This is a genomic window from Achromobacter spanius (genome assembly GCF_039673305.1).
In the GTDB taxonomy this organism is placed as follows: Bacteria; Pseudomonadota; Gammaproteobacteria; order Burkholderiales; family Burkholderiaceae_B; genus Achromobacter; species Achromobacter spanius_F.
In genome coordinates this window covers 31,457-45,408 of sequence record NZ_JBDJLJ010000028.1, presented here as the reverse complement: position 1 = coordinate 45,408, position 13,952 = coordinate 31,457, and the positions used below count along the sequence as shown (strand labels likewise).

The window sequence follows — 13,952 nt, the reverse complement described above, 5'->3', positions numbered from 1 at the left end:
GCGGCGGGCGGGAAATCGACGTTGGCGGGAGGGCCGGTCAGGACAGCGCGGGCCTGAGCCCGAGGATGCGTTCCGCCGCCGCCACGCCCCACCACGAGGCTTCCTCGAACACCGAATAACCGGACAGGTCGGCGTGCGCGAACAGCACGGGGCCGTCCACGTCGCGCAGCGCGGCCAGGCCCGGATTGGACAGGTAGCCGCACAGCGGCGAGGCCATGGCATGGCCTCGCACCGTGATCTCCAGCTGGCGCGCGTGCCGCCAGAATTCATCGCCGTACGCCGCGACCAGGTCGGCGGCGGCGGTTTCGCGCAATTCCTGAGGGCTGGCGCGGGTCAGCCATTCACGCGCGGCTTGCGGCGTCTGGCTGCTGAGCGCGTGATAAGCCGTAAAGACACTGCGCGGAGACCGGGCCACGCGCAGCAACTGGTGCGTGGAGACGACGTAGCCCAGTGCCCGACCCTGGTAGACCACGTTGTCCCAGGACAAGGGTTCGCCGGGCGCCTCCAGCGGATAGCCGTCCAGGACAAAGTTCGACACCATCCACGGCGCGTGCGCGGACGCGTGCACGGCGGGATCGTAGCCATACGCGCGGATGTCCGGCAGGATGCGCTGCGCGACGAACAGAGGCATGGCGCAGACCGTGCGGCGGGTCTGCAGGAGGTAGGCGTCGGGCGCGGCGTCCGGCCGGGCCTGCAGGCAGGTGACTTGCGGGCCTGCCGGCGTTTCCTGCACGCGTGCCGCGGCGCCGGGCAGCAGCCAGCCGGCGTGCCCGAGCTTGCGCGTGATCGCGTCCTGCATGCGTGCGGCCAGGACGGCCAGCCCGCCGGGCCACGTCAGCACCGCGCCTTCGCCGGCATTCGCGGCATGGCCGTCGCGGCTGGCGAAATAGTGCAGGCCGGCCCACGCCGACACCACGCCGTATTCCGCGCCGTAGTCGTCGCGGCAGCAGTAGTTCAGGTACCAGTGCAGGGCGGGCGAGGTATAGCCCTCGCGCTCCAGCCACTGCTTGAATGTGATCGCGTCCAGCGCGCGCCACGCGGGGTCGCGCGACGATAGCGCGATGGGGATGCAGAACACCTTGCGGCCGTCGCTGCCGGCTTCGGTGCGTAGCCGTTCAACCAGGGCCAGGAATTTCCGGTGCTGCGCGGCGTCGGCCTCGGGCACGCCCGTCATGGGCAGCAGGCCCTCTTCCCAATGCCCGTTGCGCAGCAGCCTTTCCTGGGGCGAATGCACCAGGACGGACTCGTCGTAGTACGGACGCACATCCCCCGCGCCGCGCTCGATGATGCCGAAATCCGCCAGCATCTCGCGCACGTGGGCGGACGCCAGCGAGGGCAGCGGCAGGTAGTGGGCGCCCAGCGGATAGTCCAGGCCGTCGCGCCGGCCGGCCGCGGCATTGCCGGCCAGTTCCGGGCCCTGCACCACGACGAAATCGGTGAATCCTTCGCGCGCCAGTTTCCAGGCGCAGGACAGGCCGGCGACGCCGGCGCCCAGGATCGCCACCTCGTGCCGGCGCGTGGCCGACGGGTGCGGCAGGGCGGCGCCATCGCGCAGCGCGTGGCCCGCCTGCATGCCCGGGTAGTTGACGACCGGCGTGGTTTCGACGATGCGCGACCGGTAGTAGCCGGCCGCGCCCGCTGCGGCGGCCGTGGCGGCGCCCAGGAGGAAACTGCGGCGCCGCATCAGCGGATGACCTTGCGCCAGTCCTCGTCGAAGTACCGCACGAGCGATTGTTCGTTCAGGCGGTTCGGCGGCATGGCCAGCGCCGGCATGTCGGCGGGGAAATGGAACAGCTCGCGCAAGGTCGTCGGATCCAGGTAGCGCGTGGCCACGGTGACCTTGTCGGGCGGCGAATAGTCGCGCCGCTTGCCGGCCAAAATGAAGCCCCAGTCGCCGAACGACGGCACGTAGGCGTGGTACGGCCAGGTGTTCAGGCCGGCTTCCTTCAGCGTGGCGTCCACGCTCCAGAACGAGCGCGGCGCGAAATACGGCGAGGTGGACTGCACGACCATGTAGCCGGTTTCAGCCAGGTGGCGCGCCATCAGGTGATACACCGGCACCGAATACAGCCGGCCCAGGCCGAAGTTGGACGGATCGGGAAAGTCCACCACGATGAAGTCGTAGACCTCGGCATGCGTTTCCAGCCAGCGGCCCGCGTCGTCGTTGATGACGGTGACGCGCGGGTCCTTCAGCGATCCCTCGTTCAGTTTGACCAGGGGCTCGGAACGCGTGAACAGGTTCGTCATGGCGGGATCCAGGTCCACCAGCGTGACGTGTTCGACGTTCTTGTGCTTCAGGATTTCCCGCACGGCCAGCCCGTCGCCGCCGCCCAGCACCAGCACGTTGCGCGCCCAGGGCAGGGCCAGCAGGCCGGGATGCACCAGGGATTCGTGATAGCGGTGTTCGTCGCGCGACGAGAACTGCAGGTTGCCGTTGATGTAGAGGCGCAGGTCGTCGTGCCAGCGCGTCACGGCCAGGCGCTGGTACTGGGTGGTCTCGGCGTGGACCACGTCGTCGCCGTACAGGCCTTTCTCGGCCCAGGCGGTCATGCTGCCGGAGTAGACGAAGCCCAACCCCAGCAGGCCGATGACGACGCCCGCGCGCACGGCCTTTTCGCCGGGGCGGCGCACTTCGGCGCGGAACAGCCAGGTGGTCCACAGCGCCACGCTGGCGTTCAGGATGCCGAAGAGGAAGCTGGTGCGCAGCAGGCCCAGCTTGGGCGCCAGCAGCAGCGGGAACACCAGCGACACCGCCAGCGCGCCCAGGTAGTCGAAGGTCAGCACGCGGCTGACGATTTCGCGGAACTCCGCCTTGCGCTGGTTGAACACGCGCATCACCAGCGGGATCTCCATGCCGACCATCAGCCCGATGACGAACACGCCCACGTACAGCGCGGCGCGGAAAGGGGCGGCCAGCCACGCGAACACCAGGAAGAGCACCGCCGCGGATACGCCGCCCAGCAGCGCCACCAGCAGTTCGACGTCGATGAAGCGATTCAGAACGTCTTCGTCTCTTACATATTTTGACAACCACGAACCGATGCCCATGGCGAACAGGTAGCAGCCGATGACGGACGAGAATTGCAGTATCGAATCCCCCAGCAAATAGCTGGCAAGCGCGCTGCTGATGAGCTCGTAGCCCAAACCGCAGGAAGCGACGATCAATACTGAAAGAATGAGAACGCGGTCGCGCATGAGGTGTCCGACTCGAAAAATGCGTTCGCAGTATATCGAACGCGACGTATATACTGCGCGCAATTGGGAGGCTGGCAATGGGAGAAGCAATGCATCCGGCGGTGACCTATCTGATCTACATCGTTTCGGCGCTCGTCATGCTGGGCGTATTCACGATGGTCTATACGGCCGTCACGCACTACAAGGAATTCGACCTGATCCGCGAGGGCAACATCGCCGCGGCCATGTCGTACGGCGGCGCGCTGGTGGGCTTCAGCCTCACGCTGTGCTCCAGCATCGCGGTCCACGCCAGCTTCGTCATGTTCCTGGTCTGGGGCGTGGCGGCGATGGTGGTGCAGATCGTCGTGTATGTCGTCGTGGCCCGGGCCATCCGCGGCATGAACGACGCCATCGCGGAAAACAACATTGCCATGGGCGGCCTGATCGGCGCGATTTCCCTGGCGGCCGGCATCGTCAACGCCGCCTGCCTGACCTGACCCGCGCATTCCGACCCGACACAGGAGGACTTTCCATGAGTCTCGGTTCATTCATCCGCAAACAGTTCATCGACATCCTGCAATGGAACGAGGATCGCGACGGCGTGCTCGCCTGGCGCCATCCGATGCAGGATTTCGAAATCCAGTACGGCGCCAGCCTGACCGTGCGCGAGTCGCAGATGGCGGTGTTCGTGAACGAAGGCAAGGTGGCCGACGTGTTCGGCCCCGGCATGTACAAGCTGACCACGCAGACGCTGCCGGTCCTGACGTACCTGAAGAACTGGGACAAGCTGTTCGAGTCGCCCTTCAAGTCGGACGTCATCTTCTTCAGCACGCGCCTGCAGTTGGGCCGGCGCTGGGGCACGGCCCAGCCGGTGACGCTGCGCGACAGCGAGTTCGGCATGGTGCGCCTGCGCGCCTTCGGCGTGTACTCGTACCAGATCTCGGATCCCGCCAAGTTCTACCGCGAGATCAGCGGCACGCGCGACGAATACACGGTGGACGACCTGGAGGCCCAGCTGCGCAACATGGTGGTCGCCGCCATGACGACCGCCGTGGGCAGCTCCAAGGTGCCGTTCCTGGACATGGCCGGCAACCAGGGCCTGATGTCGCAGGCCATCGCCGAGCAGCTCGCGCCCGTGTTCGACCGCTATGGCGTCAAGCTCGACAACTTCACGGTCGAAAACGTGTCGCTGCCGGAAGAGCTGCAGAAGGCGCTGGACACCCGGATCTCCATGGGCATGGCGGGCGACCTGGGCAAGTTCACCCAGTACCAGACGGCCACGTCGATTCCGCTGGCCGCCCAGAACGAGGGCGGCATCGCCGGCATCGGCGCTGGGCTGGCCGCGGGCGCGGCCCTGGGCCAGACCATGGCGCAGGGCCTGGGCGCGGCGGCGCAAGGCCAGCCGCAGCAGCCCGCCCAGCAGCCCGCCGCTCAGCCGCAGCCCGTGGCGGGCGGGCAGGCGGATCCCGTGCAGCGCCTGCAGCAGCTCAAGGATCTGCTGGACAAAGGCCTGATCACGCCGGCGGACTACGACTCGGCCAAGGCCGAAGTGCTGAAGAAACTCACCAGCTAACAAGGCCCCATGCAGCAGGTTCTGTGTCCGCAGTGCGGCGCTCCAGTCAAATTCACGTCCGCGGCGTCCGTGATGGCGGTCTGCGGCGCCTGCCGCAGCACCTTGCTCAAGGACGCGGAATCGGTGCGTCGCATCGGCGAGGCGGCAGAGGTCCTGGAGGACTATTCGCCGTTGTGCCTGGGCGCGGCGGGCGTCCATGACGGCAAGCGCTTCGACGTGATCGGCCGCATCCAGCTCCGGTTCGACGAAGGCTTCTGGAACGAGTGGTACCTGTGGTTCGAGGACGGCAGCGATGGCTGGCTGTCCGACGCCTCGGGCCAGTACGCCGTGACGCGGCGCCGCAAGGTCAAGACCACGCAGGGCCTGCCGGCGTTCGAAGACATCGCGCCGGGCGATGAACTGAAACTGGACGGCCAGCGCTTCGTCGCGGCCGACGTGCGCACCAGCCAGGCGGGCGGGGCGCAGGGCGAGCTGCCCTTCGTGCCCGGCGACGGATGGCAGGCCAAGGTGGCGGACTACCGCAGCCTGGACGCCTTCCTGACGCTGGATTTTTCCGACGGACCGCAGCCCGAACTCTATATCGGCAAGGCGTTCGACCTGTCCGCGATGCAGGCGGGCTCGCTGCGCACCGCCGAACAGGTGGAAGAGACCGCCGGGCGCTTCCGCGGGCAGATCAAGGCCCTGGACTGCCCCAATTGCGGCGGCCCCATCTCCTTCGTGGCCGCGATGGCCACGAACGTCGTCTGCCCCTCGTGTACCTCCGCAGTCGATTGCTCGGGCCCCACGGCCGAAGTCATCGAGAAGGCGCGCCAGGTGCAGAAGATCCGGACCACCCTGGCGCTGGGGGCGGTGGCCAAGATGGAAGGCATCAGCTACACCCTGATCGGCCTGATGAAATGCGCCGACCCCGACCCCGAAGAACCGTCGAGCTGGATCGAATACCTGCTGTTCAATCCGGCCAAGGGATTCGTGTGGCTGGTGGAAACGGACGAGGGCTGGGAGCGCGTACAGGTCTGCGACACCTGGCCCAGCTACAACAACGCCACCAGCGTGCGCTGGCGCAACCGGCTCTACCAGAAGCTGTACGACTACACCTCGCGGGTGGAGGTGGCGCTGGGCGCCTTCAACTGGCGGGTCAAGGCCGGCGACAGCACCCGGATCACCGACTACAAGGTCGGCACGCTCAAGCTGACGCGCGAGCTGGGGGAGGCCGAACTCGGCTGGTCGGCCTCGGCGCCGGTGTCGCCGGCGCAACTGGCCCAATGGTTCGACAGGCCCGAACTGAGCAAGCAGCGCGCCATGCCGGTCGGCGGCAAGCCCGGCGGCTACCGCAAATGGGCCAAGGCCGCGCTGATCGCCATGATTTTCCTGAACTTCAACAACATCTTCGCCGGCCGCTTCATCCCGGTCGCGATCGGGATGGCGTTTCTCTGGCTGCCGGCCCTGCTGGCCGACAAGCTTTCAGGCGAGGACGAATAGCATGAAGGGCAAGCTCTTGTATGCGATCTATGCCGTGGTGGTCGTGCTGGCCACCACGGGGGCGAGCTCGCCGGGATCGCGCATCGTCAGCGGCGGCAGCTCCAGCAGCAGCAGCTGGGGCAGCAGTTATTCCGGCGGATCGGGCTGGTCCTCGGGCGGATCCCACAAGTGACCGTGCACGCTACACCCGGCCGCCATGTGCTGGCCGATTTTCGCGGCGTGCAGGCAGGCCTCCTGACGGACGCCGCGGCGCTCGAGCGCCAGATGACGGCCGCGGCGCTCGCGGCGGGCGCGCAGGTCCTGGGCGCCCATTTCCATCATTTCGGCGAAGGCGCGGGCGTGACAGGGGTGGTCATGCTGAGCGAATCCCATATCAGCATCCATTCCTGGCCCGAGCACCGGTTCGCCGCCCTGGACATCTTCATGTGCGGCGCGGCGCGGCCGGAACTTGCGCTGGACTTCCTGCAGTCGGCGCTGGCTCCCGAGTCCGTCCACGTCACCACCGTGGCGCGCGGCTGAATCCGGCTCCGGGTTGCGCCCCGAGTCGCACCCCTGATTCCGCCCCGAATCCCGCCTTGATCTTTCGCAATTCGCCTCTGGACGCCAAATTGACTAGCGTTATATACCTCTATATATTTCGTTACTGATTCAGCGGTTTCCCTCAGGAGAAAAGCATGTCCTTCAAACGCCCGATCTTGGCGCTGTCCCTGGCGCTTGCCGCCGCATGGGGCACCGGCGCCCACGCCGGCGAACTGGTGGTGTCGGCCGCCGCCAGCCTGACCAACGCCTTCAAGGAAGTGGCGCAGGGCTACGAGAAATCGCATGCGGGCACCAAGGTGATCCTGAACTTCGGCGCGTCTGATGTGTTGCTGCAGCAGATCGTGAAGGGCGCGCCCGCGGACGTCTTTGCCTCGGCCGACCAGAAGGCGATGGACAAGGCGGTCGCGGAAAAGGCCGTCAAGCCGGCCTCGCGCGTGGACTTCGCCGCCAACCAGATCGTGCTGATCGTTCCCGCCGACAGCAAGGCCAACATCGCCGCGCTGAAGGACCTGGCGCGCGACGACGTCAAACGCATCGCCTACGGCAATCCGGCTTCGGTGCCCGTGGGCCGCTACACGCAGGCCGCCCTGGAGGCCGCCGGCCTGTGGAATGCCGTGCAGGCCAAGAGCGTGCTGGCCCAGAACGTCCGCCAAAGCCTGGACTACGTGTCGCGCGGCGAAGTGGACGCCGGCTTCGTGTTCGCGACCGACGCGGCCATCATGCCGGACAAGGTCAAGGTGGCCGTGCGCGTGCCGTCGCAAACGCCGGTAACCTACCCGATTGCAGTCACCGCGCGCGAAGCGGCGGCCAAGGAAGCCGAAAGCTTCGTCGCCTACGTGCTGTCGCCCGCCGGCCAGGAGATCCTGTCGCGTTACGGGTTCCAGAAGCCCTGAGTTGCCGTTGAATCGTAGGTATCGATGAGTGATCCGGTCTGGGTCCCCCTGCTGCTTTCCTTGAAAGTGGCGGGCTGGGCCACGCTATTGGCGGCCATCGCCGGCACCGCCGCGGCCTTTGGCCTGTCCCGCTGGCGCTGGCCCGGCCGCGACCTGCTGGACGCCATCCTGACGCTGCCGCTGGTGCTGCCGCCCACCGTGCTGGGCTACTACCTGCTGGTGCTGCTGGGGCGGCGCGGCATCATCGGCGAAACGCTGGCGGGATGGGGCATAGAACTGGTCTTCACCTGGCAGGGGGCCGTGATCGCGGCGTCCGTGGTGGCCTTTCCCCTGGTGTTCAAGTCCGCGCGGGCCGCGTTCGAGAACGTGGACAGCCAGCTTGAAAACGCGGCGCGCGTGCTGGGCGTGGGCGAAGCCGGCGTGTTCTTCCGCGTGACCCTGCCGCTGGCCGGCCGCGGCATCGCCGCCGGCGTGCTGCTGGCGTTCGCCCGGGCGCTGGGCGAATTCGGCGCCACGCTGATGATCGCCGGCAACCTGCCGGGCCGTACCCAAACGCTGTCGGTCGCCATCTACGAAGCGGTGCAGGCGGGCGACGACGCCACCGCCAACATGCTGGTGCTGGTCACCTCCGTCACCTGCATCGTCGTCCTTCTTGTCGCGGGCAAGCTGGTTCCGATCGGCGCCGGGCAGCGCAACGGAGGCGGACGATGAGCGTCGGCATCCAGGTTCGCAAGCGCATGGTGTCGGGCGACCGGCATTTCGAACTGGACGTGGCGTTCACCTCGTCCTCCAAGCGCATCGCGCTGTTCGGGCCGTCGGGGGCGGGCAAGAGCCTGACCCTGCGCGCCGTGGCCGGCCTGTTGCGCCCGGACGCGGGGCGCATCGAAATCAACGGCCGCGTGCTGTTCGACAGCCAGGCGGACATCTGCCTGCCCACCCAGTCGCGCCGCGTGGCGTACCTGTTCCAGGACTACGCGCTGTTTCCGCACCTGACGGTGGCGCAGAACATTTCCTTCGGCCTGCGCCGCGGCTGGCTCAATCCGCCCCGGCGCGAAGTCGGGCCCGAGGCCGGGCGCTGGGTGGATGCGTTTGAGCTGGGCTCCATCGTGGGCAGCTATCCCAACGAGATCTCCGGCGGCCAAAAGCAGCGCGTGGCGCTGGCGCGCGCCCTGATGCTGCAGCCCGACATCTTGCTGCTGGACGAGCCTTTTTCGGCGCTGGATTCGCAACTGCGCGGCAAGATGCGCCAGGAACTGAACGCCCTGCAGCAGCGGCTGGACGTGCCGATGCTGCTGATCACGCACGATCCGGCGGATGTCGAGGCATTGGCCGACGAAGTCTTCGAGGTGCGCGAGGGCAGGGTGGGGCGCCGCGACGACGACGTCGGTCTCTGAAGGGCGGCCTGGTACGGCAGTATTAGTCCAGCACGCCCAGGATCACGCTGGATGCCTTGAAGATGGCGACGGCGTCGGCGCCGACGCCCAGGTTCAGGTCCGCCGCGCTTTCGTTCGTGACGATGGCCGCCAACGTGGCGCCGCCGTCCATGTCGATCAGGATTTCGCTGTTGACCGCGCCGGGGCGCACGTCGGCGATCTTGCCCTGGAGCTGGTTGCGGGCGGACAGCCGCAGGCCGGGGCCGGGCGCGCCCACGATGACGGCGGACGCCTTCACCAGCGCGATGGCTTCCTTGCCCACTGTCAGGCCCAGTTCCAGGGTGCTTTCGCGGGTGATGGTCGCCGTGACGGTGTGGCCGCCCGCGATGCGCAGCAGGACTTCGTCGTTGACGGCGCCCTCGCGGATCTCGATGACGGTGCCCAGGAATTTGTTGCGAGCGCTGGTCTTGAGCATGAACCGCCTCATCAGGTCGATGTCGCCGCTGGCGTCCAGGCCGGCGCGCGACAGGTTTTCCATGAACTTGCGGTGCTCGGCTTCGAGCGCCCGGAAGGTTGCGATCAAGCGTCGCGCCCGGTCGGTGAGCTGCGTGCCGCCGCCGCCCTTGCCGCCCGCCGCCCGCAGCACCAGGGGTTCGCCGGCCAGATTGTTCATGGCGTCGATGGCGTCCCAGGCGCCCTTGTAGCTCATGCCCACGGCGCGGGCAGCGGCCGTGATGGAGCCGGTGGCGTCGATCTGCGCCAGCAGGTCGATACGGTTTTTTCCGCCCCAGGTCTGGGCGCCGGAACGAAACCAGATTGAGCCGTCGAGTTCAAGCATGGCGTGGCGGTGTCTTCAATTGAGGGGGGCAGGGCGAAGTGTACTGGAGTGGCACGGCGCAGCGACCCGCTGGTGGATCGGTACGGCGCCGGGTCATCCTGCAGGAAGGGTTCCGGCATACTGCCCGGACGCGTCCCACCCGGTTGCGAATGAGATTCTGTTGAAACTTTGGAAGCTTCACGGCACTATGTTCACGCCCTTGTGCTCACGGAGAGATCGACATGAAAGCATTCAAATTGCTGGTGGCGGGTTCCATGACGGCATTACTGGCGGCCTGCGCGTCGGGCCCCACAGTCAAGAGCGATTACGATCACCAGGTTGATTTCGCGCAGTATCGGACCTTCGGATACCTCACCCCTCTGGGTACGGACAAGGCCGGGTACAACACCCTGCTTACCGAACGGCTCAAGAGCGCGACCCGCGGACAGATGGAAATGCGTGGCTACACCTACAGCGCTTCCAATCCCGACCTGCTCGTGAACTTTGGCGCCAAGATGCAGCAACAGACCGAGGTCACGCCCGGGTTCGCGCCCATGGGCCCGTATTACGGTTACCGCACCGGGTTCTACGGCGGCTGGCCCGGATACGGTTGGGGCGATGACGTGTATCAGTACACCGAGGGCACGCTCAACATCGATCTCGTGGACGCCCGTCGGCGGCAACTGGTCTGGGAAGGCGTCGCCGTGGGCCAGATCCAGAACCCGGACAGCGCCGGTTCGCCGCAGAATGTCGACAAGGTCGTGGCCGAGGTCTTCGCCAAGTATCCGTTCAGGGCCGGCGTCGGGACGCCGCAAGTGCCTGACAAGACCAAGCGCTGAGGGCAGCCGGATGACCGCCCGCCGCGAGGCCCTGACCGAAGACACCGGCGACACGCCGCCCTATGACACCGTCGCGCTTGTGCTGCAGGGAGGTGGCGCTCTCGGTTCCTATCAGGCGGGGGTGTATCAGGGCCTGCACGAGGCGGGCATCAGGCCGAACTGGATATCCGGCATCTCCATCGGCTCCATCAACGCGGCCATCATCGCCGGCTCCCCCGAAGACGAGCGCGTCGAGCGCCTGCGCGGCTTCTGGGAAAGCATCTGCCGTCCCAGCGGCTTCGCGTCGATTCCCGGGGGGGAAGCGCTGGCCCGAATGTTCGAGGGCATTCCTTTCGGCTTCGGATCGCCCGCCTTGAACGGGCAACTCTCCGCGATGCAGGCCCTGCTGACGGGGCAGCCCGGGTTTTTCAAACCGCGGTTTCCGCCGCCCTACCTGGTGCGGGGGCGCGGCGCCGCTTCCACCAGCTTCTACGACACCTCGCCGCTGGCCGAGACTTTGCGCAAGTACGTCGACTTCGATCTGCTCAATAGCGGCGCCGTCCGCGCGAGCTTTGGCGTCGTGAACGTGCGTTCGGGCAATTTCGCTTACTTCGACAGTCTGCACGACGAGCTCACGCCCGAGCACATCATGGCCTCGGGCGCCTTGCCCCCGGGCTTCCCGTCGGTGGAGATCGACGGCGAGCACTACTGGGATGGCGGCGTCGTGTCCAACACCCCGCTTGCGCAGGTGCTCACCACCGACACCATGCGCGACACGCTGGCCTTCCAGGTGGACCTGTGGCCCGCGCGGGGCGGCCTGCCTACGTCGCTCGAAGAGGTCGCCGAACGGCAGAAGGACATCCAGTATTCCAGCCGGACCCGCCTGGTCACGGACCAGTTGCGACGCGTGCTGAAGTTGCGCCATGGCCTGCAACGCCTGCTGGAGCGGCTGCCCGAGGCCGAGCGCAACGCGCCCGATCTCGCGGATATCCGCAAGCTGTCGCACACGCCGGCCACCAACATCATCAACCTCATCTACGAATCCAAGCACCTGGAGCGCTATTCCAAGGACTATGAATTCGGCACCGAGGCCATGCGGGAACACTGGGAATCGGGCCTGGCGGACATCCGCCGCACCCTGCAGAAGCCGGGCATCCTGGCGCGGCCCACCCAGGACAGCTGCTTCGTCACGCACGACATCCATCGCAACGGCAGCAAGCACTCCTAGCGCGCGGCGCGTCCGCGGCGCGGCAAATCTCGGATTGGTCTGATAGACGCTCCATTGCAAGGCGCGGAACCGTCCGCGGGCGGTAGTCTTTCGGGACATCCTGCAACCTTGTCCGGGATCGGCCCGCACCGCCCCGCGAAACGCCGTCCCGTAGGAGAACCGCCGTGAATGCTCGCTGCCTTCCTGCCCGGCCGCCGCTTGCGCCTTCCCGCCATCAGCGCAACGCGCCGGCCTTCCCGGCGCTGCGGCCGGCGGCGGGCGCGGAACCCATCGATGGCTGGTGGAGCCTGCTCTACTGGGGCTGGACGCTGCAGATGCCCAATGGTGCGCGCCTCGACCTCACCGAGATCGAGCGCGCCTGTTTTGCCTGCCTGCTGAAAAACCCGCGCCAGGAACTGGTTCGCGACGAACTCAAGGCCATCCGCGTCGGGCTGAACATGCGGTCGCTGAACGTCGCCATCTGCCGCTTGCGCGGCAAGGTCCACAAGGCGGGAGCCCGCCTGCCGCTGCATACGGTGCATGGCATCGGCTATGCGTTCCTGGGCAATCTCCGAGAAAACACCAACACGTAAAAGTGTTGCGCGGTTGTTCCCAAAAGTTCCTCGAAACCTGATGAAAGTACGTGATTTCCCCAATATCTGAGTTACATTATTGGGCTGTTCACGTATCGTCGGTGACGCATGGTTATATTCTGAAAGCGGCTTGCTGGCGCTATCGGAAGGCTGCGGCAAGCTGACGCGATTTCATGACGCGCTTCATTACGCTACGCGGGGGTTTCAATGCGGTTTTCGCCTAAACGTATTTCGGGTCTGGCAGTTTCCGGTGGCGTACTCGCGCTGATCTTGGCGGGTTGTGGTGAACGGCCGCAGATGAATCCCGGCATGCCCCAGGTCAGCGTCATCACGGTCCAGCCCCAGCGCGCCCCGATTGTTTCGGAACTGCCGGGCCGCGTGGATGCCGTCCGCGATGCCCAGATCCGCTCGCGGGTCACCGGCATCGTCCAGCGCATCACCTTCGAGCAGGGCGGCGACGTCAAGGAAAACCAGCTGCTGTTCAAGATCGACCCGGCGCCCTACAAGGCCGCCTACGATCAGGCGACGGCGCAGCTCAAGCAGGCGCAGGCCAACCTGTTCAGCGCCAAGCTGCTGGCCGACCGCTACGCGCCGCTGGTCAAGGCCAACGCGGTCAGCAAACAGGAGTACGACAACGCCGTGGCGTCATACCGCCAGGCCGACGCCTCGGTCGCCGCAGCCAAGGCCGCGCAGGACAACGCCGCCATCAATCTTGGCTACACCGATGTCACCTCGCCCATCACCGGGCGCATCGGCAAGCCGCTGGTCACCGAGGGCGCGCTGGTCGAATCCACGTCGGCCACGCAGATGGCCACCGTGCAGCAGCTCGATCCGATCTACGTCGACTTCACGCAATCCACCGCTGACCTGGCCGCGCTGCGCCGCGCCTTCGCCAGCGGCAGGCTGCAGCAGGTGGGCAAGGACGCCGCGCGCGCCACCGTGGTGCTTGAAGACGGTTCGGAATACGAGCACCCCGGCAAGCTGCTGTTCACCGGCATCACCGTGGACCCGACCACGGGGCAGGTGAACCTGCGCGCCGAGGTGCCCAATCCCGACTACATCCTGCTGCCCGGCATGTATGTGCGTGTCCGCCTGGAGCAGGGCGTGGACGACAGCGCCCTCATGGTGCCGCAGCAGTCGCTGCAGCGCACGGCCGACGGCAAGCAGAGCCTGATGCTGGTGCGGGACAACAAGATCGAACAGTTGCCCGTCACCACCGGCAGCGCGATCAACAACAACTGGCTGATCACCAGCGGCCTGAAGGCGGGCGACGTCGTCGTCGTGGAAGGCTTCCAGAAGATCCGCCCCGGCGCGCCGGTGCAGGTCAGCGAATGGAAGAGCGGCGCCAAGCCCGCGCAGGGCGGCGCGCCCGCGGCGCAGCCTGGCGCCAAGCCCGCCGAATCCGCCCCGCAGCCCGGCGCCAAGCCGGCCGAGCCTGCCCCGCAGGACAAGGCCGCCGGCCAGAAATCGTAAGCGGCACGCGGC

At 66.9% G+C, this 13,952-nt stretch carries 15 protein-coding genes; 12 read left to right on the top strand and 3 right to left on the bottom strand.

Annotated elements, in window-relative coordinates; genetic code table 11:
- Positions 1-37: 37 nt before the first annotated feature.
- Together ABE485_RS20030 and ABE485_RS20025 are read right to left on the bottom strand one after the other, a co-directional pair.
- Complete coding sequence (locus ABE485_RS20030; protein ID WP_346517016.1) at positions 38-1,684, bottom strand: NAD(P)-binding protein; 1,647 nt, start codon at positions 1,682-1,684, stop codon at positions 38-40.
- The gene (locus tag ABE485_RS20025) at positions 1,684-3,195 is read right to left on the bottom strand and encodes a polyamine aminopropyltransferase (RefSeq protein WP_346517015.1); all 1,512 of its coding nucleotides are present in this window, start codon (positions 3,193-3,195) and stop codon (positions 1,684-1,686) included. Before ABE485_RS20025 ends, ABE485_RS20030 begins: the two co-directional genes overlap by 1 nt.
- A gap of 89 nt (positions 3,196-3,284) precedes the next feature.
- Here ABE485_RS20025 and ABE485_RS20020 point away from each other — a divergent pair, with 89 nt between their 5' ends.
- From ABE485_RS20020 to ABE485_RS19985, 8 genes are all read left to right on the top strand, one after another.
- Positions 3,285-3,671: a DUF350 domain-containing protein gene (locus tag ABE485_RS20020; RefSeq protein WP_346517038.1), complete on the top strand. Its 387-nt coding sequence runs from the start codon at positions 3,285-3,287 to the stop codon at positions 3,669-3,671.
- Between the two features lie 35 nt (positions 3,672-3,706).
- Positions 3,707-4,747, top strand: coding sequence for an SPFH domain-containing protein (locus ABE485_RS20015; protein WP_346517014.1), 1,041 nt, complete (start codon positions 3,707-3,709; stop codon positions 4,745-4,747).
- A 9-nt stretch (positions 4,748-4,756) separates the two neighbouring features.
- Positions 4,757-6,226, top strand: coding sequence for a DUF4178 domain-containing protein (locus ABE485_RS20010; RefSeq protein WP_346517013.1), 1,470 nt, complete (start codon positions 4,757-4,759; stop codon positions 6,224-6,226).
- A gap of 1 nt (position 6,227) precedes the next feature.
- Positions 6,228-6,398 (top strand): hypothetical protein, encoded by a 171-nt coding sequence (locus ABE485_RS20005; protein ID WP_346517012.1) that lies wholly within the window; start codon positions 6,228-6,230, stop codon positions 6,396-6,398.
- Entirely contained in the window at positions 6,395-6,745 is a 351-nt protein-coding gene (speD, locus tag ABE485_RS20000) for an adenosylmethionine decarboxylase (protein WP_346517011.1), read from the top strand. Before ABE485_RS20005 ends, speD begins: the two co-directional genes overlap by 4 nt.
- A gap of 155 nt (positions 6,746-6,900) precedes the next feature.
- A complete protein-coding gene (modA, locus tag ABE485_RS19995; protein WP_346517010.1) occupies positions 6,901-7,659 on the top strand; it encodes a molybdate ABC transporter substrate-binding protein in 759 nt (252 codons plus the stop codon).
- Between the two features lie 24 nt (positions 7,660-7,683).
- Positions 7,684-8,370, top strand: a complete 687-nt coding sequence (gene modB, locus ABE485_RS19990; RefSeq protein ID WP_346517009.1) for a molybdate ABC transporter permease subunit — start codon at positions 7,684-7,686, stop codon at positions 8,368-8,370.
- On the top strand, positions 8,367-9,053 hold the full coding sequence (locus ABE485_RS19985; RefSeq protein WP_346517008.1) for an ATP-binding cassette domain-containing protein: 687 nt from the start codon (positions 8,367-8,369) through the stop codon (positions 9,051-9,053). Before modB ends, ABE485_RS19985 begins: the two co-directional genes overlap by 4 nt.
- 22 nt (positions 9,054-9,075) lie before the next feature.
- Here ABE485_RS19985 and ABE485_RS19980 read toward each other — a convergent pair whose 3' ends face one another.
- Positions 9,076-9,870 carry a TOBE domain-containing protein gene (locus ABE485_RS19980; protein WP_346517007.1) on the bottom strand — a complete coding sequence of 265 codons (795 nt, stop codon included), beginning with the start codon at positions 9,868-9,870 and terminating at the stop codon, positions 9,076-9,078.
- A 221-nt stretch (positions 9,871-10,091) separates the two neighbouring features.
- Here ABE485_RS19980 and ABE485_RS19975 point away from each other — a divergent pair, with 221 nt between their 5' ends.
- The 4 genes from ABE485_RS19975 (at position 10,092) to ABE485_RS19960 (ending at position 13,940) form a co-directional block, all read left to right on the top strand.
- Entirely contained in the window at positions 10,092-10,688 is a 597-nt protein-coding gene (locus ABE485_RS19975; protein WP_346517006.1) for a DUF4136 domain-containing protein, read from the top strand.
- A 10-nt stretch (positions 10,689-10,698) separates the two neighbouring features.
- Positions 10,699-11,895: a patatin-like phospholipase family protein gene (locus ABE485_RS19970; RefSeq protein ID WP_346517005.1), complete on the top strand. Its 1,197-nt coding sequence runs from the start codon at positions 10,699-10,701 to the stop codon at positions 11,893-11,895.
- Positions 11,896-12,059: 164 nt separating this feature from the next.
- On the top strand, positions 12,060-12,467 hold the full coding sequence (locus tag ABE485_RS19965) for a winged helix-turn-helix domain-containing protein (RefSeq protein ID WP_346517004.1): 408 nt from the start codon (positions 12,060-12,062) through the stop codon (positions 12,465-12,467).
- A 207-nt stretch (positions 12,468-12,674) separates the two neighbouring features.
- On the top strand, positions 12,675-13,940 hold the full coding sequence (locus tag ABE485_RS19960; RefSeq protein ID WP_346517003.1) for an efflux RND transporter periplasmic adaptor subunit: 1,266 nt from the start codon (positions 12,675-12,677) through the stop codon (positions 13,938-13,940).
- Positions 13,941-13,952 lie beyond the last annotated feature (12 nt).